Source organism: Marinobacterium ramblicola, assembly GCF_019084545.1.
Classification (GTDB): domain Bacteria; phylum Pseudomonadota; class Gammaproteobacteria; order Pseudomonadales; family Balneatricaceae; genus Marinobacterium_D; species Marinobacterium_D ramblicola.
Genome location: NZ_JAHREP010000044.1, coordinates 1 through 21,423 on the forward strand (window position 1 = coordinate 1; position 21,423 = coordinate 21,423).

Below are 21,423 nucleotides of genomic sequence, written 5' to 3' on the forward strand. Positions count from 1 at the left end.
CTGAGGGCCGAGCTGCCGGAGAACGTGGAGATCGGCTTCCACGGCCATCACAACATGGCGATGGGCGTGGCCAACTCGCTGGCCGCCATCGACGCCGGTGCCGCGCGTATCGACGGCTCGGTGGCGGGCCTGGGTGCCGGTGCCGGCAACACGCCGCTGGAGGTGCTCTGCGCGGTACTGGATCGCATGGGCTGCGCGACCGGCATCGACCTGTACAAGATCATGGACGTGGCCGAGGAGCTGATCGTGCCGCTGATGGACCAGCCGATCCGTGTCGACCGCGATGCGCTGACCCTCGGTTACGCCGGCGTCTACTCCTCGTTCCTGCTGTTCGCACAGCGCGCGGAGAGGAAGTACGGCATCCCGGCCCGTGACATCCTGGTCGAGCTGGGCCGTCGCGGCACCGTGGGTGGACAGGAGGATATGATCGAGGACCTGGCACTGACCCTGGCGAAGGCGAAGGGGGTGGCATGATGAACGTACAGGTCAGAGTGGAACCGGCGGGCAAGAGCTTCAGCGTCGAAGCGGGGCAGAGCGTGCTCGAGGCGGGGCTGAAGGCGGGCATCACCCTCAAGCACAGCTGTCGCGACGGTCAGTGCGGCGAGTGCCGCACCACCATCGTCTCCGGTCGGGTGGCGTATGCGGATGAGTTGCGCGAGAAACTGATCGACAGCGACCTCGAGGGCTGTACCGGGCTGATGTGCCAGGCGCGGCCGCTGAGCGATCTGGTGATCGATGCGCCGGAGGTGACCGAACTGGAGGGGATCAGCATCCAGAAGTTTCCGGTCCGCGTTCTCTCCAAGCAGCTCCTGTCCGACGATGTGGTGGTGCTGCGCCTGGCGCCGGCGCCGGGTATCGAGTTCCGCTGCATGCCGGGGCAGTATATCGACCTGCAGATGCGGGACGGCAACACGCGCAGCTACTCCATGGCCGCTACCGACGACAGCGGTCAGATCGAACTGCATATCCGCAGGATGCCGGGTGGTCAGGTCAGCGGCTTTATCTACGACGAACTGAAGGAGAGGGCGATCCTCACCGCCGAGGGGCCGTTCGGTACCTTCTATCTTCGTGGCGGCGAGGCGCCGATCGTGCTGACCGCCAGCGGTACCGGCTTCGCGCCGATCAAGGCGATCGTCGAGCAGTTGATCCGTGACGGCAACGAACGGCCGGTACACCTTTACTGGGGCGGGCGGCGCCTGGTCGACCTCTACTACCACCAGATCTGCCTGGACTGGGCCACGGAACTGCCCTGGCTGAGCTATATCCCGGTGCTATCGGAGGAGGAGGGTGTCTGGGGTGGTCGGACGGGGTTCGTGCACCAGGCGGTGGTGGACGATTATCCCGATCTGTCCGGTCATGAGGCCTATGTCTGCGGCGCGCCGATCGTGGTCGCCTCCGCGCGGCGGGATTTTGTCGAAAAGTGCAGTCTGGATCTGAATAATTTCCATAGCGACGCGTTCGTCTGATCGGCTGAGGCCGGGAGTGCATGCTTCTTGGAAATGGCTGCGTCATTATGACGTACACATGCGTTTGTGAATTATAAGGTTGTGTTTTTTGTGTGTTTATAAATTATTGAAAAATAAAAATTAGTAAATTTTTAAATAATAAATCATTGAATAAAAAATACATAAGTGTATCTTTTGATTATGCGCAATGCATGGTCTCCTTAACGATAATAATTAAGAGGAAATGACATGAAACAACGCCGCACCCTTGGTCGCATTCCCGGCCGCGCACTAGTAGCCGCACTCTGCACCTCCCTGACGCTGACCTTTGCCGGTGGTGCATCCGCCGAGGAAAGTCTGACCCTGCGCTATAACCAATGGTTTCCGGCCACCCACTGGTCGCAGGTGGATGGCTTGCTCGACTTCTTCAAGCAGGTCGAAACGGTGACCGAGGGGCGGGTCAAGATTCAGCCCTCCGCCAAACCGCTGGCGCCCCCGACCCGCAACTATCAGGCGGTCACCAGTGGTATCGCCGACCTGGCTTGGGGGCCGCATGGCTATACGCCGGGCGCCTTCCCGCTGACCGAGATGGTCGAGTTCCCGTTCGATAACAAGGATGCCGAGAAGAGTTCCGTCGCCTACTGGCGGGTGTTCAAGCAGTACTTCGAACCGGCCGGCATGCAGAACGACGTGCACACCCTGGCGATGCACGTCACCTCCGGCGGTAACCTGCACATGAAGGACAAGGCGGTCGTCAAGCCGGAAGATCTCAACGGCATGAAGATCCGTGTGCAGACCCCGGTGGTCTCCAATGCACTGCAGGAGCTGGGCGTGGCACCGATCTCCGGTTCTCTGGTGGAACTGCGTGAGTTCCTCTCCCGTGGTGTGATCGACGGCACGGCGTTGTCCGACGAGCTGCTGGTCGGGTTCAAGGTGGATAAATACATCAACCATGTCACCCATATACCTGGCGGCCTCTACTCCAACTCCGCCTTTCTGGTGGTGAACAAGGAGAAGTGGATGCAGATCAGTGAGAAGGATCGCGCGGCGATCGACAAGATCGCCGGCGAAAAGCTGTCCGCCCGCATGGGTAGGCTCTGGGACGAGAACGACGTCAGGGGGCGTCACTACCTGACAGAGCGGCTGGGTGGGGAGTATCGCGAGGCTTCTTCGGAGCTGATGGATGCTCTGCATAAAGTGTTCGATCCACAGCGCAAGCAGTGGTTCGAGGTCGCCCGGGAGAACGGAGTCGACGGCCAGGCGGTGATGGCGTTCTACCGATCCGAGATCGAAGCGCAGCAGTAACCCTCAGTAGTCCCCTGTTTTTATCGGAGCAGGGGGCTCTTTTTAACCAAGCGTCGGGTGGCGGTGGAGCGGTTAAAGGAGCGGGCCATGCCTTTTTCAATACTGAAAGTACTTGAAAGCGTCTGTTCGAGGGTTGCAGTGGTGGCGGCGCTGCTGATGGCGTTGATCATCGTGGTGGATGTGCTGGGGCGAAACCTGTTCAAGGTCTCGCTGGGTTTCTCCTACGAGGTGGTGTCGATCCTGCTGGCGGTGATGTTCTACTCCGGGCTCTATCACGTTCACAAGACACGCAGTCATGTGACCATCGATCTGCTGGACAGATACTTCGTCGGTGCGTTCGGGCGCTTTGTGTTCTGGATGGTGTATCTGATCGAGTGTGTGTTCTTCACCGCGCTTGTGGTGACGGTGTTTATCCAGTCCTACGAATCCTACAAGTTCGGTGACGTTTTTCTGTTCCTGGGTGTTTTCAAGTGGAAAGTGATCCTGGTGATCGCGGTTCTCGCGCTGATCGCCTGGGTCAGCCTGCTGGTGGCGGCACCTGTGCGCCATCTACAAGAAGACTCTCTACAAGACTCTCTATAAGAAGAAATAACGGCGGTAGTTTGACATGATTATGCTGATCTCTTTCGCGGTGCTGTTTCTGCTGCTGTTTCTGCGCGTGCCCATCGCCGTGGCTACCGGTACCGTCGGTGTGCTGGGGCTGGCCTGGTATCAGGGCTGGTCGGCGGCGTTCGCCCAGCTCGGCACCATCGCCACCGAAACCGTGCTCTCCTACGAGTTCGCGGTGATCCCGCTGTTTATCCTGATGGGCAATATCGTCGCCAAGTCGGGCCTGGCGGATGAGCTGTATGCGGCCACCTACGCGCTGATAGGGCATCTGCGCGGCGGGCTTGCGATCACCACGGTGGGCGCCTGCGGCGGTTTCAGCACCTTCTGCGGTTCCAGTTTCGCCACCGCCGCCACCATGTCGCGCATCGCCTATCCGTCGATGATCCGCTACGGCTACTCCCAGTCGGTGGCCACCGGCACCATCGCCGCCGGCGGCACGCTCGGTATCCTGATTCCGCCCTCCATCGCGCTGGTGTTCTACGGCATCATCACCGAGACCGATATCGGGCAGCTGTTCATCGCCGGCATCATTCCCGGCCTGCTCGGCATACTGATGTACTGCCTGACCATTATCCTGATCTCCTATGTGCGCCCCGGCTCCTGCCCGTCGGGCGAAAAGATGGGGTTTGCCGAGCGCTTTTCGGCGCTCCGGCAGATATGGGCCTTCACCCTGCTGGTGGCGATGGTGCTGGGCGGCATCTATCTCGGCTTCTTCTCGCCCACCGAGTCGGCGGCCGTGGGCGTGGTCGGCTCCATTGTGCTGACCTTTCTGCGCGGACGCTTCGACCTGGAGAGGATTCACGAAGCCTTGCAGGATTCCGCCGCCACCACGGTATCGCTGATCGCCATACTGATCGGCTCGTTGATCTTCGCCAACCTGGTCAACGTCTCCAACTTCCCGTTCCTGATCGTGGAGTGGATCGAGGGGCTGGGCTTCAACCTGCTCGGTGTACTGTGCGTGATCATCCTGATCTATCTGCTGCTCGGTGCGGTGCTGGAGTCGATCTCGATGCTGCTGCTGACGGTGCCGGTGTTCTATCCGGTGGTCAGCAGCATGGGGATGGATCTGGTCTGGTTCGGCATCGTGGTGGTGGTTGCCACCGAGATCAGCCTGATCACTCCGCCGGTGGGGTTGAACGTGTTCGTACTTAAATCGGTACTGCCCGACCTGGATCTGAAGGTGATATTCAAAGGGGTCTTCCCCTTTGTGCTCGCCGATATGCTGCGACTCGCCGTCATCGTCCTTTTTCCGTCGGTTTCGCTGTTGTTGGTGCATTAACTCCCATCGTTCGCGGTGGGAGGGCTGGTTCAAAATAAGTAGAAGTCGTTCTATCTATGCTGAATATACCTAAGCAAGCGGATCAACCGTCTCGCCAGTCATGGCGTCAGCTCTTCGAGCTATACGTCGGCGCTGACCTCATGCTGTGCTCGGCCGCACATGAGGCCGGGTTGTACGCCAACTGCCATATGGTCGAGAACATGGGCTACCTGTCTCTTCACGGGATGGCCGAGGCGGTCTTTGCGCTGCGTATCAGAGAGGGGCAGCAGGTCATGGTGTTGTCGGCCGATGCCGAGACCCGAGTGAGACGGGGAGGCTGTACCTTCCTGATCGCACCGGGGCAGGCGATGATCCTCTCATCCGGGGACAGATTCGATCTGCAGATACATGGAGCGGGGCGTCGATATCTGGTGTCGTTTACCGACGAGGCGCTGAAGAATGGCCTGCTCGAGCTGGATATAATGCCTGATCTCTCGCTGAGGGAGCCGGGGCCGCGGCCGGTTGGGCTGAATCAACGCTCCGATCTCAGCCTGTATATCGAGGAGTTGATGTCTCGATCCGGCGGCGAGACCGGCGCAAGAATCGCCGTCTGTTATAACACGATTATTCTGCTTCTGATCATCGAAGCGTTTTACAGACCCTCCATTCAAGAGTGTGGTAATGGCTCTGGCGGTCAATATGAAGCGATCATCAAACGCTATATATCCGATAATATTGCCGGGGAGTTGAGTTTGGAGGAGTTGGCGAGTTGTGCCGGTATCAGCAAGCGCCAAGTGTATAACCTTTTTAATAATCTGTTTGGAATGACGCCCGGTGAGTATATTAGACGAGCCAGGCTTCTTGCCGTGCATCGAGAGATTTCGAGCTGTCTGATCCGGGAGAATATTACCGATATCGCGTTGAAATACGGCTTCAGTAATCCGGGACGCTTCTCTCAGCAATACAAGGCGTATGTGGGCGAACTGCCCTCCCAGACGCTAAAGAAGCGGCTGAGAGGAGAGGGGCTGCAGCAGCATTGAGTCAGCCCAGTGGGTCGGTAGGTGGCTCGCGTTGAGGGCATTCCATGACCGGGCAGTTCGAGGTCAGGAACTCGGCGATCCGTTCGGCCATTTTGCGTCGCTCTTCGTAGTTGTTGTCGAAGTGGATCAGCGACATGGACACGATATAGGCATACACAAGATTGGCCAGGTCGTTGGCGCGCGTATCGGTATGCCCCAGCTCCTTGAATATCCGTTTAATAAATGACAGCCGGTATTTATCGACCTCTTCCACGGCCTCACGCGCCAGATTATCGCGACGTGCCCAGGCCCGGATCGATATTTCGACCGAAGCCGCTTCGATCGACCCCGTGCCTTTGATCGGCAGATTCATCAGGTAGATGATCCGATCCAGCGGACTCTCTTCGCCGCTTTGCAGGCGATTGATGACGTCCTCGGTGGCGCGTAATCGCCAAGCCTTCAGTATCCCCTCAAGCAGGTCCATCCGGCTTTCGAAATGGTGGTAGAAGCTGCCGCGGGTGATCTTGAGCTTTTTTGCCAGCCGATCGACACGTACCTGATCTATACCGCTGGTGGAGAGAACCTGAGTTGCAGCCTTGATCCATTCGTCACGGCTAAGTTTGTTTGTCGCCATCGTCACTCAGTGGGTCGTGGAAAAACTAAAGGGGCACCGGCCGGGATCGATGGGTGGATTATCGATCCTGTGTTGCATGTTAACGATACTTCGCGATAGAGACTGCCGTTTGAAAAATGCCGGTAGCGGAAGGGTTATTAATGTACACAATTCAATGTTTATTTCAACAGATTCCGGCCTCGGTACAAGCGAAAATTCGATAGTTAATATATGGATATCAACGTATTACATAAGGTTTTCCCGGGTGGCTTCTGGCCGCGGGCGTTTTGCGGCGATCATTCAGGTTCGAGGTTATCGCAACTCTAATGCCGGTTCCTGGTGTCCTGGTATATGATGAACAGGATCCGCAGCAAATGCAGGATGATCTGGAACAGGTTTATCAGAAGCCATGGCAGGACAGATGAGGCTGGACGAAGTCGCGTGCCACAGCGGAGGGGCGTTGAACTGGCGTAATCCGTTATCGCTATTGCTGGCATTCATGTTATTGCTGGCCGTAAGCAGCCTGCGCGCCGAACCCGTCGATCTGGGCCAGGGCTGGGATTGGCAGTACCGTTGGGGCGACTCGCCCTTTACCGCAGGGGTACCGCGGTGGACGGTGGAACCGGAGGCGGGCGTCGGCTGGCGGTCGATCGATTTTCCATCCAATCCACCCGGTCGAGACGGGGCGGAGAATGTCTGGTATCGGACCACGCTGCCTGAGGGTGAGTGGCGGGATCCGGTGCTGTATATCTACAGCGTCGATCTGATCGTACAGGCCTATGTCGATGGCAAGATGATCTACCAGTATGGCCGGTTCGATCAGCAGGGGCGGGGCGAGTTTGCCGGCTGGCCATGGCATATGATCACTCTGCCCGCGGATAGTGCCGGTAAACCTATTTATTTCCGTGTGTTTTCCAACTACCTCGATATAGGGCTGTGGGGCGAGGTCAAGGTGATGGAGCGGACGGAACTGCTGCGATACATCATCGATAACTCGGTCGAGGGGATGCTCGTTGCCGGTTTTAGCCTGTTGATCGCGCTGCTGGCGCTGGTGTTCGCGCTGTTGAACTCCGGCCGGCGGATCTTCATCGCCGTTGCGCTCTATTCACTGGCAACCGCCGGGCTGGCGCTGGAGAAAACTCCCGCGCACCTGCTGCTGCTCTACAAGCCGTTGCTCTGGAACTATATCAGCGCGATCAGCTACTACCTTACCCCCATGGCGATGGCACTGCTGCTGGAGCAGTGGTTCGAGTCTCCGGTTCGTCGTCTTTACAATCTGGTATGGAAGTTTCACCTGCTGTTTGCGGTGCTGGCGGTGACCCTGAGCCTGATCGGTGTGATGGCGCTGGCGCACCTCTATCCTATCTTCGACTCTCTATTTGCGATCACGCTTGTCCTGCTCTTTGTGCCAACGTTGAAGCTGCTCCACCATGCCGATGGCGAGCAGAAGGCGATCGTGGCCGCCTATGGGCTGCTGGGCGCGTTGCTGCTGATCGACATGGCGGTCGCATATGGTGTACTGCCTTGGGGGCGAGTGCCGGTGAGCTGGGGATCGCTGGTGTTTTCGCTTTGTGTCGTCGTGATTGCACTGCGTTTTTATGTCCGGGCGCAGCGAGAGTTGACCGCGTTGAACAGCTCGCTTGAGCAGCAGGTACGTGAGCGTACCGAGGCGCTGGAGAAACTCTCGTACGAAGATCCGTTGACCGGACTTAAGAATCGCCGCTACTTCGATGATGTATTGCCGCGTGAGGTAGCACTGGCGCGGCGGCAACAGCGTCCGCTGTCGTTGCTGATGTGCGATATCGACAACTTCAAGCAGTTCAACGACCGTTACGGTCACACCGCGGGTGACGAGGCGCTGCGGTTGGTAGCGCGCAAGATGCTTGAGACCTTCCGGCAGTCCGACATCGCCTGCCGTTACGGTGGAGAGGAGTTTGTTATTGTGATGCCGGATGCCAGTAGCGAGGATGCCCTGATGCGCGCCGAGGCGTTGCGCCGGGCCGTGTCGGCAGAAGGGATTGTGCTTGATGGTGAAAACCTGGACGGCGTAACGCTTTCTGCCGGTATCGCCAGCTGGCCGGAATCGGTAGCGGATGCGGAACGTTTGCTGGCCAGCGCCGATAGGGCGCTGTATCAGGCCAAGCGGGGCGGACGGGACCGGGTTGAAAGCGTCCCGTTGGCAGGGTGACAGCCGAACCGCCACCCCGGTTGGCTCGGTGGGGTTGAACCTCCTAGCGGCTGTTCTGGTGTACCTGTTGCAGATCGTTCAGCGCCGTATCGACCAGCGCAAGTAGTTCATTGATCGCGTTGGTGGCCTGGTCGAAATAGTGCTTGGCCTCGATCTTCGGCTTCTCCTGAGAGAGCAGCTCCCGGTTGATGCACTGGAGAAAGTTCTCCACCGCCGACCGACATTGAGCGAGGCGTTCACGGCTGGAAAAGTGCTGTTGCAGGGTGGTGAAGGCGGTTTGGGACAGCTGTTCTATCTTCTGGTGCAGGAAGCGCAGGCGCACGCGTTGAGCCGCGCTGCTGTTTTGTGCCGCCGCGATGCCGGTGCCGAGTGCGCGTGCCTGGCCACTCCATTCGGCGGTCTGTACCACCTCATGCCAAATACAGATCAGGTAACTCAGCTCCTCGCGACCTGCGGACAGATCGACCTCGGCAGCGATATCCTCGATCAGGAAGATGGTGTCGCGGATCAAGCGGTGATGGTCGAGCATGTTGCTTTCCGGATCGCGTCCCGTGTCGTTGCGCAGCGCGTTCCATTGTGTGACCAGATTCTTCCACTCCTGTGGATAGTTGGTACGCAGTGACTGCACGCGGGCGATGCTCTGGTCTACTCGCGCACGGACGCTGGCGACGTCTGCACGCAGGCTCTGATCGCCGGACAGCAGTCCCGTGCTGAGCCCTCGGTGGCGCTGCAGGTCGGCGAGCAGTAGACGCAGCAACTTGAGCTGCTCCAGGTTATCGTCGATGCGCCGTTGTTTAACGCGTTTCATACTGCGGTACAGGGCGTAGAACAGTATCACCGCAGCAGCGGCCAGGCCGGTCGCAGTGAGTTCGCCAAGGGGCAGGTTCAGGAGTGCATTCATCGTGGTTACTCCGTGAGTTGGGCTAAATGGTGGGCGATGGTTTTGGCCTGGTCGGCGGCGCGCAGGTTTTCCGCGTTCCCCTGAGATACCTGGTCGGCCAGGGTGGCGATCTCGGCAACGGCCTGGCTCTGCTGTTCGGTACTGACCGCGACCTGGACCACCTGTTCGGTCAGTCTTTCGGTCAGGTCACGGACGCTGTCCAGCAGTGAACGCACCCCTTCCGAGCTGTGTACGCTGAGCTCGGCCATACTCGACAGGCCAGCCATCTGCTCGCCTGCCGATAGAATATGGGTCTGGATATCCTCGATGGTGCGGCCGATCTCGGCGGCGGACTCCTGACTGTGTTTGGCCAGGCGCCGCACCTCGTCGGCGACCACGGAGAAGCCGCGCCCGCTCTCACCGGCCCTGGCCGCTTCAATGGCGGCATTCAACGACAGCAGGTTGGTCTGGTCGGCGATGCCCTGGATCACCGCCGACATCTCGTTGATGGTCTGTGAATTGACGCTCAACCGGCGCATCAGCTCGTTGGTGTCCTGTGCTTGCCGAGCCATCTCGGATATGCCCTGGATCAGCTGCAGAAGCTGCGAACAGCTCTGCTCGAGTTGGCTACCCGCTTCAATACTGCTCTGCCTTGAGCTGTCGGCGAGGCGGGTCACTTCGAGAATGCTGACGTTGAGCTCCTCGACGGCCGCCGACGCGGTGCTGGCGGCGTCACGCTGCTGCTCTGCGCTGCGGGTTACCTGCACGGCGCTCTGTTCGAGCTCGTGGGATGAGTGCGAAATTTCGTCGAGCTTCTGCTGCAGTAACTGCTGCGCGCGCCGCTCTCGAGTCATCTGTAGCTGAATGCCCTGGGCAATTGCGCCCAACAGCGGGTATTCCCTGGGTGGTGACTGCTTGCCCTGTGCCGGTTCCTGCAAGGCTGTTTCCAGGGATCTGATCTCTGTACAAATGAGCCAGAGGCTGGCGATACCGAGATAAGCGCATAGCAGAAGAAGGGGCCATAGCGGCCAGGTGGTGCCGAGTACCGCTGTGGTGCCGCCGCCGGCGACAGCGACCAGAAAGCCGATCATGCCGCGGATGCCGAACTGGTGCAGAAGTAGAAGCACAGGATAGGAGATCCACCGCATACTGTTCTTTCTCCAAAAGAAAACGCCCCCGACCCCTCCGGTGTTGTGAAGAAGGGCTGGAGGCGTCGTTGCCTTACATGACTGTTTCAGACTGCTATTGGGTTGAAGCAAGGTGCATGCCAATGGGGCGGATTGCCGGTGCAACGAGCCGTATGGGCGCCAGGCAAGGTGTACAAGGTGGTGGCATTCGAACTTTTGCGCCTGGTTGGTGCGCGGTGCAGGCGTGTTAAGCCCTGTTATGGTGCCATGTCCTGTTTGTATTGATGGAGATGGCGTTGTTGGGCGTCGCTATCGGTCAGCAGGTTTTTCAACTCGCTGTCCTCGCGCATGAACGCCTGCAATCGTTCGCGACTGAGCGCGTAAAGTCTGGAGGGGGTTTGCGCGACTACCGACAGGTCGGCCTGGCCTTCGCCAAGCAACGCCGATTCTCCGAAACTGTCACCGGCGATCAAGGTGCTCAGCTGGTGCTCCTTGCCGTTGACATACTGTTGCAGGCGCACGGTGCCGCGGCTGACGATATACAGGGTGTCGTTGTGACTGCCTTGGTGGATCAGGTAATCATGCTTATCCAGGGTGATGGGTTCGCAAGCCTCGGCGATCATCCGTAACAACCGCCTGGGCAGCTTGGCAAATAGCGGTACTCGCTTAAGCAGCAGTTCGGGATCGTCATATATCTTCTGCACCGACTGTCCCCGCAACCGCTTGAGCTGGTGTAAAAAATCTGCCTCGATCTCCTCGGCAACCCCCTTGGGTATCGCCCCGTGTCTTGCCTGCTCGCGCGTGGTTTCCACTTCCGACAGCAGGACAATTCTTCGCCCCAGCCGCTCCTGCATCAGCAGAGCAAACTCCGGGAAGTCGTGGTTCAAGCGGTGCAGCTTATCGGTGGCCAGGTGGTTCCAGTGGGTGTAATGCTCACGTACCTGCGCAACGATATCGGGTGGGGTCGACTCTATGCGTGCTAGCTCGTCGATCGAATGCAGAACATGCCGGCTGCCCTGGAAATGCCCCCAGACCGTTTCGTAGTAGCGACTGATACGGGCGATCCGTATGCGTTCGAGGAGTTTATGCAGCAGGGGAGGGTGGCTGAAACGGCTGAACAGCCAGTGCTCGATAAACTCATACTGCAGGCGGCCGACACCGTTATGGAACTGACCGTTATAACGCAAGGTATCGGTTTGGTGTTCAAGGATCATCAGCAGGCGTCGGGTGACCGATTCGCTCAGGTGACCACGTTCGAACATTTCGCGGTAGTAGCTCTTCTCTTCGGTCAGCGCCCGTAAAAAGAACAGGTTGAACTCCTGGCCATGCGAGAGCTGCGTCTTGCGTAGTTGCCGGATCGCCTGTTTGGCGCTCTCGATCGCATCATGGCTGCGGTGGCTGAGGCGCTGAGTGACCCGGCTCGAAAACAGGCCGCCTTGATGCAACGCCGGTAGTCGCCGGATCGCCCGTTGATGGGCGATGATCTCGCGTTCCAGCAGTGCCAGGCGGTCGGCCAGCGGGGGCTGGTCCAGTTTCATCAGCCGCAACGCGGGCTTCATGCTGAGGCCCTGAGCCAACAGCGTGAACAGCACTGCACCGGTGACCAACGCGACGAACAGGTCCTTGAACGGATATTCGGGCAGACTGAGTACGATGGCCAGGGCGATGGCGCCACGCAGCCCGCCCCAGAACATGATGAAGCGATAACCGATACCGATCGGATCGACCTTGGGCAGGCGACCGATCAGAGGCAGCAGGCCGAAGATCACCAGTGCGCGCGATACCAGCATGGCGAGAATGACCCAGAGCACCAGGTCCCAGGTCTCGATCAGCGACGGCAGGTCCACCTGCATCCCAAGCAGCAGGAACAGGAAAGCGTTGGCAGCGAACGCCAGCACATCCCAGAAATGATCGAGGTAAACCCTTACCGAAGCCGCGATACGCAGCCTGCCCCAGGTCCCCAGCGTCAGGCCTGCACCGAGAGTGGCCATGACGCCGCTGACCCCGAGCACCTCTTCGGCGACCAGGAACGACAGGTAGGCCAGTGCCGTGGTCAGGCCGATCTCAATGATAGGGTCGGAATCGATCCAGCCGATCACCTTGCCGGTCAGGTAGCCCAGAAGCACGCCAAACGCCAGTCCTCCGGCGAACAGGGTGATGAAATTGAGCAGGCCGGCCGTGAGTTGATCGGCCGACAGTGCGCCGATGGCCAGCGTGGTCAGCAGGATCTTCGATACCACCAGCGCGGTGGCGTCGTTGAACAGACTCTCGCCCTCGATCAGGGCTGTAAGGCGTGCGGGGGCACCGATCTGACGGAACAGGGCGATCACGGCGACCGGGTCGGTGGCACTGAGCAGCGCACCCATCAACAGTGCCGCGAGCAGGTCGATATCCAGCGCCTGCCAGACGATCAAGCCGATCAGGCCTGTCGACAGCAGCAGTCCTGGAATCGCTAGTGTCAGGATCTGCAAGCTGTTATGGCGCAGCTGCCGGGCATCCAGGTTGTAACTGGATTCGAAAATCAGTGTGGGCAGGAACACGAACAGGATCAGGTCGGGCGAGATGCGCAGGGTTTCTTCCACCTGTCCCAACGCCGGCACGTTGCTGCCCAGGTAACTGATCGCGATACCGACGATCACCAGCATCACCGTAAACGGTAGATGGGTACGGCGTGACACCAGGTATACGCCGAGTGCAACCAGCAACAGGCTGAAAACAGCCCAGACCAGTTCAGGTACGGGGTGGATAGCGTCCACTGCCGGCGCTCCTCGGGATCAGCTCACTCGTTGAGATGAGTGTGAAGCGTTGTATGCCGGGAGACAAGAGCCCCCGGCTCTGGTAGGGCTTAGGGCTCGAGTGCCGGGTTCAATGTATAGGTGCCTGAAATGCTGGCGCCATCGATCACATGCATCTCGATAGCGTCATACACATTCTGCCCGGTGAGCTCCCCATCCACCTCGATATGATCGGTATCCAGCGCGTAGATACTGAACACGTAGTGGTGCATGACCTCGTCGTTCCAGGGCGGGCATGGACCATCGTAGCCGTAGTAAACGCCCCGCATCGCGTCATCGCCGGCAAACCAGCCGGTGTAGTCGTTGATGCCGTGGGTCATGCCGCCCGGGGCATCCGGGCCCGGTTTGCCTTTGGGGGTCACGCCGTTGCATTGGCTGCCTTCCGCTATTTCGGTGACGTCGGCCGGGATGTTGAACAGCACCCAATGGTAGTAGTCGATGCGGGGCAGGGAAGCGGGTACCGTACGCCCCTCCTGATTGACATCGTCCCCCCGGCTCGGGACATCCGGATCATGGCAGATCAGGGCGAACGAGCGAGTGCCTTCGGGTATCTCGCTCCAGGCCAGATGCGGGTTGATATTGTCCGACAGCGCCACATGGGTCTGCTGATCCATGCGACAGAAAGCGTAGCGGGTGGGAATAGGTGCACCGTCGTTAACGCTGTTGCTGAGCAGTTTCATCTCTTGTCACCTGGGTTCTGTTCCGTGAATGTCTTTGTATTTTCCGGCTCGCCCTGATATAGAGGGGCTGTGATGAAATGTAGCATCTGGCGGTGCGGATGGTCATGCATGAAGCCAGCAAATTCATGGATTTAAGGAGATCGAGATATGGGAGTCGAGGTAACGGGCGTATTTGGATTGCTGCTGCTGGTGCTGGATGTGATGGCGATCATCAAGACGATCCAGAGCAACGCCAGCACCGGGGCCAAGGTGGTCTGGGTGGTGGCGATCCTGCTGTTGCCGCTGCTGGGGCTGATTCTATGGTTCCTGTTCGGGCCCAAGGGCTGAACGGTCAAACGAAACAGGCCTGATACTGCCCCGGCGTCACCGCCGTGCGTCGCTTGAAGTGGCGCTGGAAGTGGGCCTGGTCGGAAAAACCCAGGCGCTGGGCGGTATCGATCAGCGCCGTGCCCTCGCGTAGCAGCTGTTTGGCGCGCTTGATCCGTTGATCCAGCAGCCAGGCATGTGGCGCCATGCCGTAGTGACGCTGAAAGCTGCGGATCAGCTGATAGCGGTTCAGGCCACTGACGCTGCAGAGCGTCTCCAGCGACAGGTTCTCGTTCAGTCTATCCATTAACAGTTCCCGCACCGGGATCAGCGACTGTAATCCCGCATCGCGCCGCTCGCTGATACCGCCGTGGCTGAACAGGGGTGTCAACCAGTCGATCAGCTCACTCTCGGCTGCCAGCGGATCATCATCTCGGATCAGTGTCTGGAACAGCGTATCGAAACGCTGATAAAGCCGCGGATCGCGCTCGTAATCCCGCTCAAAGGGGCGATAGTCGTCGGCACTGGCGCGGAGCTCCTGCTGCAGACCCGCCATCCATTGGGTATCGACGAACAGCATGCGGTAGGACCAACGGCCGGCCCGCGGGTTACAGGAGTGGGTATCGCCGGGGTTGATGGTCACCGTGTCGCCTCTGGCGATGGCGTGGCGTTGGCCTCGGTTCAGATAACTCGCTGCGCCCTCGTCGATGACGCCGAAGGAGAACTCGTCATGGGAGTGTTTGTCGTAGCAGGCGCTGGAACGGTTGGCGCGACGCATCTCGACAAACGGCAGTGCACTGCTGCGGGTAAAAAACTGCGTCGGTTCGTTCACGCCTGTGCCTCTCTTTCAGATGAACAGCGTGATAACGGTACTGCCAAGCAGCGCGCCCATCAAGCGGTAGAAGTACAGTTGTGCACGCTGACTGGCAAGAAAACGACCAATCAACTGTCCGGCGCAGGCCCAGAACCCGACCCCGATAAAACAGGCCAGAAACGATACCGCACAGAACAGCAGCAGATAGAGTGCCGGATCTGCATGCAGGCTGACGAACAGGCTGATGCCGGTGATCGCCACCAGCCAGGCCTTGGGGTTGAGGATCTGCAGCAGGGCGCCCTGAATCAGGCGCGGTGCTTGTTGTTCGCCTTCGTCTAGCCGAGTGGTCGGTGAGGCGCTGGCAATCTTCCAGGCCAGGTAGAGCAGCAGTGCGGCACCGGCATATCTGAAGCCATCGAGTACGACCGGGTAACGTTCGAGCAGCTCGCCGACGCCAACACCGCAGAGGTAGACCACCAGGGTGTAGCCCAGTGTGGCACCGAATACATGGGGCATGGTACGCAGGCTGCCGAAACGGGCACCGGCGCTGGTGGCCACCAGATTCACGGGGCCTGGGGTGATCGCACCGACCAGCGCGAAGATCATCATTGGAATCAGTACTGACAGCATCTCATATCCTTCTTCTAGCGGGAGGGGGGAGAGAGGTCAGATTAGTCCGCGCGTGGCCTGAGGTATTGAACGAAATTGCAGGATTGATTTGATGGAGAAAGGGGTTGAGCGGGCTGAAGGGGGCGCAGCCCCCTTAGCGTTTGAGCAGGCTGTTCAGCTTAACGTTTTCGTCGGCCGCCTCGTCGAAACTAGGCGAAATGCCGGCGGCGAGCAGTTTGCGCGCCGCCATATGATCGGCGGGCTTGTTGACGGTGTGCACGGCGATCAGCCGCTCGCCCCGATACAGGAACAGGGTAAACTTGCCGCTCTCGGTCGTTCCGCGCTGCACCACATGGTCGTACCCAGCGTGCAGTCCCGCCATCTGCAGTTTGAACTCGTACTGATCGGACCAGAACCAGGGCGCCGAGTCGTATTCAGCGGGTTTGCCGAGGATATTCGCGGCGATCACCTTGGCCTGGTCTACCGCGTTTTGCACCGATTCGATACGGATCCTCGTGTCCGCCAGCGGATGGGTGAAACAAACCGCATCGCCAGCAGCGTAGATCGCCGGGTCGCTGGTTCGGCAGCCAGCATCGACGACGATCCCCTCGTCGCACTCGAGCCCCGCCGCTTCGGCCAACCGGGTATCCGGGGTAACGCCGATACCGGCCACCAGCATGTCGCAACTCAGAGTGCGGCCATCGGTGGTCAGGATCTCGAAACCGCCATTGTCGAGGCGTGAAACCGTCTCGATGCTGGTGTTCAGCTGAATATCGGCGCCATGGGCGCGATGTTGCTCCAGCATGAATCTGGATAGCTCCGGGGTGACGTTCTGGTTCATGATGCGTGGGCCGCGCACCAATACGCTGACGTTCTTGCCGAGCTTGCGGGCGGTGGCCGCGAACTCAAGGCCGATGAAACCGCCGCCGACAACGACCAGGTTCTGGGCCGTACCGAGCTGCGTGTTGATGCGGTCGATATCGCCCAGGGTCTTGATGTAGTGAACCTGGTCGGCGATCTCATCCGGAACTCGCAGCGGACGGATGCTGGCGCCCGGCGCCAGTACCAGCTGGTCATAGCTCAGGCTGAGTCCGTTGGTCAGTTGTACCGTGTGACGCTCCCGGTCGATAGCGGCGGCAGCGATGCCCAGATGCAGGTTAACCGACTGCTCGCTGTAGTAGGCAGCGGTACGAAACAGCAGCGTGTCGGGATCGGCACCTTCAAGCAGGTAGCCTTTGGACAGTGGCGGTCGCTGATAGGGCAGGTGCGGGTCGGCATCGACCAGCGTGATCGGTCCTGCGTAGCCGCCCTTGCGCAGGCTGTCGATACACTGGAAGCCGGCGTGACCACCACCGATGATGACGACTCCCGCCACTTTACTGCCCATCTCACTGCTCCTCAGGCAGCTGCACGACGATACCGTCCAGATCATCCGTCATGCGGATCTGGCAGCTCAGGCGGCTGCTGCCCAGGCGTTCGCTGGCTGTGCCATCGAGCAGTTCATCTTCGTTCTCGCTCATCTCGGGGAGCTTGTCCAGGTAGGCCTCATCCACATAGCAGTGGCAGGTGGCGCAGGCGCAGGAGCCGCTGCACTCGCCTTCGATCCCATCGAGTCCGTTCATCACCGCACCCTGCATCAGGGTCATGCCGTTGGCGACCTCCAGCTCGTTGCGGTTACCCTGAAAGTCTACATAAACCACTTTAGGCATCGTCTTGTTCTCCGGGTGTTCTGTTGTCGGTAAGCGCCCCGGCGGATACCGGGGCGCTTCTGTGCGTGGCGAGGATCAGGCCTTGAGCCACAGGTGCAGCGGGCTGCGGAAGGTGGATGAGGGCATCCACTGGATCTCCTGCTCGATGCTGTGGATCGTCGGGTACATCGCCAGGATCTCCTCGACCGCAACCTTGCACGCCAAGCGGGCGATAGCAGTACCCAGGCAGGCGTGAACGCCGCCACCAAAGCCCAGATGCCCTTTCGGCTTGCGCTCGAGGTCGTATACGTCCGGATTGGCGAACTGACGTTCGTCGCGGTTGCCCGAGCCGTAGGCCAGGCAGACGAAGTCGCCGGGCTTCAGGGTCTGGCCGTGCAGGGTGATCTCCTTCTGCACGCAACGCTTGAAGCGCTGAGCCGAGGTGTTGTAACGCAGACTCTCCTCGATCGCGTCGGGTATCCTGGACGGATCGGCCACCAGCGCATCGCGCACATCGGTGAAGTCGGTCAGGTTCTTCATCAGCATGCTCATGAAACCGGACAGCGACTCGATACCGGCCATGATCAGCGTGGTGACGGTGAGCTGGATCTCGCGATCCTGCAGCTTTTCACCGTCGATCTCGGCCAGGATGAACTGGCTGAGCAGATCCTCGCCTGGCTCCCGCTTGCGGATCTCTACCAGGGTGTCGGCGTAGTCGCGCATCCACTCGAACGCGGCCAGGTGCTCCGGTGACTTGGTGCGGGTGACCGGGTCGGACTGCACCATCAACACCGCTTTTTCGCGCACCGTGTCCAGGTTTTCAGCCGGCAGGTTGAACAGGTACGCGATCAGGTCCACGGTGTAGTTGGCCGAAAAGTCCTCGACGAAATCGAACGGCTGCTTATCCTTGACCGCTTCCAGCCGGGCGCGTGCCGCGGCGTGGGCGGGCTCGATGATGTGGTCCAATGCACGCTTCATCACCGCTTTCTGGATCAGCGCGCGCATACGGTCGTGGCGGGGAGGATCGGAGGTGCCCAGGGTTGCACCGGCACGCCCCGGCATCTCCGACATCAGGTTGCCCTTCGCCGAGGAGAAGGTCTCCCAGTCGTTCAGCGCCATGACGATATCCTGGTAGCGGGAGAGCACCCACATATTGGCCTCTTCGCTCCAGAAGCAGGGGTATTCGTCCCGCAGCACCTTGTATGCCGGAAAAGGATCGGCATCGATCTGCGGGGAGAAGGGGTCGAATCTGAACATTGCTCAACCTCGCGTGTTGTCGTTGTTATTCAAAACGAGGCTTCATTTTATGAGCGGCGATCGGCTCTCAGAATGCATTTCAACGGCTAAGGCTTGTACAAATCGAACAGAAACCGATTTTTTGTGTGGTTTTTTTGAGGTCTCCTGAGCCCAGTCTGAGATTGCCGGTAGTTGTCGTGTGAAATTAATGTCTTTGAATATAAAGAATCACATCTGGCATTTAAGCTCAGCCAATTTAAATGTTTTTATATCCTGCTGATATAAGAAATTGGTGCGATCTATAAGTTTTTGTGAGTGTGTTATATAAACTTGGTTTTGTTTCACTGTGTGTACAAAGATTACACTATTTGGATATAAGCTAAATCGGCCCTTTGAGATATTAGAACGACCTTTATAAAAGATAATAACGAGGGGCCGAAAAATATGACGATTCGAAATAAACTGGCGCTTGCCGTGATGGTAGCCGGTATCTCTTCTCAGGTATCCGCTGTTGAACTGGGAGAGTTCAACGGAACTACCTTCAGTGTCGGTGGTTATGTCAAAGCTGAAGGCGTGTTCACCATGCCGGATGATGGCGAAGACTCCTTCGAAGGCAGTGCTCGCCAGTCACGTATCAACTTCTCTGCGGCCAAGATGGTCGAGGGGCACAAGATTCGCGCGTTCCTGGAGGGGGATTTCTGGGACAACAACACCTCGACCGACAGCACCTACGCCTGGCGTATGCGTCATGCAACTGTCAGTATCGATAATGTGACCCTGGGTCAGACCTGGAACGGTCAGTTCTTCGCCAACGCACCGTTCGATGTGGAAACTCTGAACTTCTGGGGGCTGGGGATCGGTACCGTCGCCGGTAACGGTGCAGTGATTCGCCCGGACCTGGTCATGCATTACACCAATGGCGGCTTGCGCCTGACGTTGCAGGATCCGGTTTACAGCGATGCTGACTTCCCCGATATGGTTGCGGCCTACACCTACCGTACCGAGAGTGGTCACGCCTTTAACGTGGCGCTCACCGGTCGTGAAGTGGACACTACTCCTGCCGTCAGCGGTGACGGTGAATCCGAGTTCGGTGCCGCACTGTCCGTCGCGGGCAAGTTCAAGTTCGGTAACACCAGCCTGGCCTTGAGTGCGTTCAGTGGTGAAGGCGCGGGTGTCTATGCCGGATGGGGTTACCTGGGGGCTACCGGCGCGTCCGGCGTGACCGAGGTGAACGCTTCCGGTGATCTGGTAACCCTGACCGGTTTCTCTGCCGGTATCAGCCAGCAGTTCAGCGACAAACTGCGCGGTAACCTGCGTTACGGCCAGGTCGAGTCAGATGAGGTCGCGGGCTCCATGGACGAAGACACGTTGAAGCAGACCGCTGTAAACCTGATCTATACCTACCTGCCGAACCTGGATATCGGTATCGAATGGCGTGACCAGAACGCGGCAAACCGCCCGCCGAGCTCTGCAGGCAGCTCGCTGCGCCCGGCCGGTTCTCAGGTCGAGGTCATGGCGATGTACAAGTTCTGATCTGAATAGCTCAGACCTTTAAGACAACCCGGGCCCCCCTTCCCCGGGTTGTTTTTTATCTGGCGCACCCACCGATTTATCCTCCCTGCGTTTACTTGGAAAACCTGTCTCTAGAACGGTTGGCGCTCCAGACGGCGTAGCGTTTCGGAGGGCAGTTCCCCTATATGCTCGCGATACTGCGCAGAAAAACGCCCGAGATTGGTGAAACCGTACTTCAGCGCAACTTCGGTTACGTTGCGTACTCTCCGGTTGTTGCTCAACTCCGAGTGGACCGTCTCCAGTTTGAGCTGCCGAATATAGGCAGAGGGGGTTAGTCCGGTTTCTCGCTCGAACAGGTTGTAAAGCGACTTACGACTGATTCGGCATATGCTGGCCAGTTGATCGACAGGTATATCGGTGGTCAGGTTATCCATTACATGGTCCCGGATCAGTTCGATATGCCGATGATGTGGTCCCGAGAGACACTCGCTTTGGTTCAGGTTGCTGTCATAGGTATTCAGAATCGCATTGCTCAACAGCTTGGCGTAGTAGAGTTCGGCGCGATCACCAAGCCTGGCACCGTCCTGCTCGATAATATCGTTCAACAGATTGAACGCGGGCCCCGAGTTGGGGAAGGGGACGGGCGTGCTGTTAAACAGTATCGGTTCGTTCGAGGTCAGATAACCGAACTCTCGCGCACTCTGTTGCAGAAAGTCCTTGGGTATCTGAATGATCAGCTTTTTGCAGTCCGGGGAGTAGGTGGTGGAGTACTCCGAGCTTGGAACATGGATCATCGAGTCTCCCGGGCGCAGGAGAAAATGTCGGCCATTGCATTGCCAGGTACAGCTGCCACCGAGGATGATCTGAAGGTGGTAAAAATTTCCCAGTGGCGGAATCTTGAGCTGGACCTCTGAACCGTAACTCAATTCTGAGATCGATAGGCGACCAAAGGTTTTAAACTTCAGATGGGATGCCGATGAGTTGGACTCTTTCTGCAGGATATAGTGATCGCCAAACTTTTTCTGAATTAAAAAGTTGGCAAGCGTAAACGGAGAAACGCCTGAGATCTCATGATCACAGGCTGAAAGATTAAATAGCATTTTGCACCTCATTTTAATAATTATTCTTATCTGATATATGCGTTTTTTTAATTGCTACTCCATTAATGCTTAATAACTAATGTATAGGTATGTTGACTATGTTAGTGCCAGTGACAAGGGGCGTCCCATTCGTTTTTGTCACGGTGCCATCACATATTCGGTCTGCTACATATTGGGATAGTTCGGCCCGCCGCCACCCTCCGGTACCACCCAGGTGATGTTCTGTGCCGGGTCCTTGA

Annotated in this window: 20 protein-coding genes and 1 pseudogene; 9 read left to right on the forward strand and 12 right to left on the reverse strand. The window is 58.5% G+C overall.

The annotated features are described in order from the left end of the window. From KQ940_RS21905 to KQ940_RS21930, 6 genes and pseudogenes are all read left to right on the forward strand, one after another. Positions 1-474 (forward strand): annotated as a pseudogene (locus tag KQ940_RS21905) (4-hydroxy-2-oxovalerate aldolase); the annotation flags it as partial. Further along, entirely contained in the window at positions 471-1,466 is a 996-nt protein-coding gene (locus KQ940_RS21910; protein WP_217416783.1) for an FAD-binding oxidoreductase, read from the forward strand. The pseudogene KQ940_RS21905 and the gene KQ940_RS21910, both read left to right, overlap by 4 nt. A gap of 228 nt (positions 1,467-1,694) precedes the next feature. After that, the gene (locus KQ940_RS21915; protein ID WP_217416784.1) at positions 1,695-2,750 is read left to right on the forward strand and encodes a TRAP transporter substrate-binding protein; all 1,056 of its coding nucleotides are present in this window, start codon (positions 1,695-1,697) and stop codon (positions 2,748-2,750) included. Positions 2,751-2,837: 87 nt separating this feature from the next. Beyond that, on the forward strand, positions 2,838-3,332 hold the full coding sequence (locus tag KQ940_RS21920; protein ID WP_217416785.1) for a TRAP transporter small permease: 495 nt from the start codon (positions 2,838-2,840) through the stop codon (positions 3,330-3,332). A 31-nt stretch (positions 3,333-3,363) separates the two neighbouring features. Further along, positions 3,364-4,638, forward strand: coding sequence for a TRAP transporter large permease (locus KQ940_RS21925; protein ID WP_343222705.1), 1,275 nt, complete (start codon positions 3,364-3,366; stop codon positions 4,636-4,638). A 140-nt stretch (positions 4,639-4,778) separates the two neighbouring features. Beyond that, a complete protein-coding gene (locus KQ940_RS21930; protein ID WP_217416787.1) occupies positions 4,779-5,657 on the forward strand; it encodes a helix-turn-helix transcriptional regulator in 879 nt (292 codons plus the stop codon). A 1-nt stretch (position 5,658) separates the two neighbouring features. Here the strand turns inward: KQ940_RS21930 and KQ940_RS21935 are convergent, their stop codons facing one another. Then, positions 5,659-6,270, reverse strand: coding sequence for a TetR/AcrR family transcriptional regulator (locus KQ940_RS21935; protein ID WP_217416788.1), 612 nt, complete (start codon positions 6,268-6,270; stop codon positions 5,659-5,661). Between the two features lie 388 nt (positions 6,271-6,658). Between KQ940_RS21935 and KQ940_RS21940 the strand changes: the two genes are divergently transcribed. Then, entirely contained in the window at positions 6,659-8,437 is a 1,779-nt protein-coding gene (locus KQ940_RS21940; RefSeq protein WP_246590255.1) for a GGDEF domain-containing protein, read from the forward strand. Between the two features lie 43 nt (positions 8,438-8,480). On the opposite strand, the gene KQ940_RS21945 is transcribed toward KQ940_RS21940, so the two are convergent. From KQ940_RS21945 to KQ940_RS21960, 4 genes are all read right to left on the reverse strand, one after another. Further along, a complete protein-coding gene (locus tag KQ940_RS21945) occupies positions 8,481-9,338 on the reverse strand; it encodes a nitrate- and nitrite sensing domain-containing protein (RefSeq protein ID WP_217416789.1) in 858 nt (285 codons plus the stop codon). A 5-nt stretch (positions 9,339-9,343) separates the two neighbouring features. Then, entirely contained in the window at positions 9,344-10,444 is a 1,101-nt protein-coding gene (locus KQ940_RS23135; protein WP_217416790.1) for a methyl-accepting chemotaxis protein, read from the reverse strand. Positions 10,445-10,701: 257 nt separating this feature from the next. Continuing rightward, complete coding sequence (locus tag KQ940_RS21955) at positions 10,702-13,200, reverse strand: cation:proton antiporter (RefSeq protein ID WP_217416791.1); 2,499 nt, start codon at positions 13,198-13,200, stop codon at positions 10,702-10,704. An 89-nt stretch (positions 13,201-13,289) separates the two neighbouring features. Continuing rightward, positions 13,290-13,919 (reverse strand): YbhB/YbcL family Raf kinase inhibitor-like protein, encoded by a 630-nt coding sequence (locus KQ940_RS21960; protein ID WP_217416792.1) that lies wholly within the window; start codon positions 13,917-13,919, stop codon positions 13,290-13,292. A 147-nt stretch (positions 13,920-14,066) separates the two neighbouring features. On the opposite strand from KQ940_RS21960, the gene KQ940_RS21965 reads away from it, so the two are divergent. Further along, positions 14,067-14,246: a PLDc N-terminal domain-containing protein gene (locus KQ940_RS21965; RefSeq protein WP_217416793.1), complete on the forward strand. Its 180-nt coding sequence runs from the start codon at positions 14,067-14,069 to the stop codon at positions 14,244-14,246. 4 nt (positions 14,247-14,250) lie between these two features. Here KQ940_RS21965 and KQ940_RS21970 read toward each other — a convergent pair whose 3' ends face one another. The 5 genes from KQ940_RS21970 to KQ940_RS21990 form a co-directional block, all read right to left on the reverse strand. Continuing rightward, on the reverse strand, positions 14,251-15,057 hold the full coding sequence (locus KQ940_RS21970) for an AraC family transcriptional regulator (protein WP_343222706.1): 807 nt from the start codon (positions 15,055-15,057) through the stop codon (positions 14,251-14,253). Between the two features lie 15 nt (positions 15,058-15,072). Beyond that, positions 15,073-15,669, reverse strand: a complete 597-nt coding sequence (locus KQ940_RS21975) for a LysE family translocator (protein ID WP_217416794.1) — start codon at positions 15,667-15,669, stop codon at positions 15,073-15,075. A gap of 133 nt (positions 15,670-15,802) precedes the next feature. Continuing rightward, positions 15,803-17,035 carry an NAD(P)/FAD-dependent oxidoreductase gene (locus KQ940_RS21980; protein ID WP_217416795.1) on the reverse strand — a complete coding sequence of 411 codons (1,233 nt, stop codon included), beginning with the start codon at positions 17,033-17,035 and terminating at the stop codon, positions 15,803-15,805. Position 17,036: 1 nt separating this feature from the next. Next, positions 17,037-17,357 (reverse strand): 2Fe-2S iron-sulfur cluster-binding protein, encoded by a 321-nt coding sequence (locus tag KQ940_RS21985; protein ID WP_217416796.1) that lies wholly within the window; start codon positions 17,355-17,357, stop codon positions 17,037-17,039. Between the two features lie 75 nt (positions 17,358-17,432). Then, a complete protein-coding gene (locus tag KQ940_RS21990) occupies positions 17,433-18,593 on the reverse strand; it encodes a cytochrome P450 (protein ID WP_217416797.1) in 1,161 nt (386 codons plus the stop codon). Between the two features lie 423 nt (positions 18,594-19,016). On the opposite strand from KQ940_RS21990, the gene KQ940_RS21995 reads away from it, so the two are divergent. Beyond that, on the forward strand, positions 19,017-20,105 hold the full coding sequence (locus KQ940_RS21995) for a hypothetical protein (protein ID WP_217416798.1): 1,089 nt from the start codon (positions 19,017-19,019) through the stop codon (positions 20,103-20,105). A 110-nt stretch (positions 20,106-20,215) separates the two neighbouring features. Here the strand turns inward: KQ940_RS21995 and KQ940_RS22000 are convergent, their stop codons facing one another. Both KQ940_RS22000 and KQ940_RS23260 read right to left on the reverse strand, forming a co-directional pair. Continuing rightward, positions 20,216-21,196 (reverse strand): AraC family transcriptional regulator, encoded by a 981-nt coding sequence (locus tag KQ940_RS22000; RefSeq protein ID WP_343222707.1) that lies wholly within the window; start codon positions 21,194-21,196, stop codon positions 20,216-20,218. A gap of 153 nt (positions 21,197-21,349) precedes the next feature. After that, a partial coding sequence (locus KQ940_RS23260) for a 4Fe-4S dicluster domain-containing protein (protein ID WP_217416802.1) occupies positions 21,350-21,423 on the reverse strand: 74 nt, incomplete at its 5' end.

What these genes read in the sequence shown, in the direction of transcription:
- KQ940_RS21975 (WP_217416794.1), bottom strand. Translation starts at nt 15,669, where the DNA reads ATGCTGTCAGTACTGATTCCAATGATGATCTTCGCGCTGGTCGGTGCG.
- KQ940_RS21945 (WP_217416789.1), bottom strand. Translation starts at nt 9,338, where the DNA reads ATGAATGCACTCCTGAACCTGCCCCTTGGCGAACTCACTGCGACCGGC.
- KQ940_RS21995 (WP_217416798.1), top strand. Translation starts at nt 19,017, where the DNA reads ATGACGATTCGAAATAAACTGGCGCTTGCCGTGATGGTAGCCGGTATC.
- KQ940_RS21915 (WP_217416784.1), top strand. Translation starts at nt 1,695, where the DNA reads ATGAAACAACGCCGCACCCTTGGTCGCATTCCCGGCCGCGCACTAGTA.
- KQ940_RS21940 (WP_246590255.1), top strand. Translation starts at nt 6,659, where the DNA reads ATGGCAGGACAGATGAGGCTGGACGAAGTCGCGTGCCACAGCGGAGGG.
- KQ940_RS21920 (WP_217416785.1), top strand. Translation starts at nt 2,838, where the DNA reads ATGCCTTTTTCAATACTGAAAGTACTTGAAAGCGTCTGTTCGAGGGTT.
- KQ940_RS21980 (WP_217416795.1), bottom strand. Translation starts at nt 17,035, where the DNA reads ATGGGCAGTAAAGTGGCGGGAGTCGTCATCATCGGTGGTGGTCACGCC.
- KQ940_RS21910 (WP_217416783.1), top strand. Translation starts at nt 471, where the DNA reads ATGATGAACGTACAGGTCAGAGTGGAACCGGCGGGCAAGAGCTTCAGC.
- KQ940_RS21985 (WP_217416796.1), bottom strand. Translation starts at nt 17,357, where the DNA reads ATGCCTAAAGTGGTTTATGTAGACTTTCAGGGTAACCGCAACGAGCTG.
- KQ940_RS21925 (WP_343222705.1), top strand. Translation starts at nt 3,364, where the DNA reads ATGCTGATCTCTTTCGCGGTGCTGTTTCTGCTGCTGTTTCTGCGCGTG.
- KQ940_RS21965 (WP_217416793.1), top strand. Translation starts at nt 14,067, where the DNA reads ATGGGAGTCGAGGTAACGGGCGTATTTGGATTGCTGCTGCTGGTGCTG.
- KQ940_RS21960 (WP_217416792.1), bottom strand. Translation starts at nt 13,919, where the DNA reads ATGAAACTGCTCAGCAACAGCGTTAACGACGGTGCACCTATTCCCACC.
- KQ940_RS21930 (WP_217416787.1), top strand. Translation starts at nt 4,779, where the DNA reads ATGCTGTGCTCGGCCGCACATGAGGCCGGGTTGTACGCCAACTGCCAT.
- KQ940_RS21935 (WP_217416788.1), bottom strand. Translation starts at nt 6,270, where the DNA reads ATGGCGACAAACAAACTTAGCCGTGACGAATGGATCAAGGCTGCAACT.
- KQ940_RS21990 (WP_217416797.1), bottom strand. Translation starts at nt 18,593, where the DNA reads ATGTTCAGATTCGACCCCTTCTCCCCGCAGATCGATGCCGATCCTTTT.
- KQ940_RS22000 (WP_343222707.1), bottom strand. Translation starts at nt 21,196, where the DNA reads ATGAGGTGCAAAATGCTATTTAATCTTTCAGCCTGTGATCATGAGATC.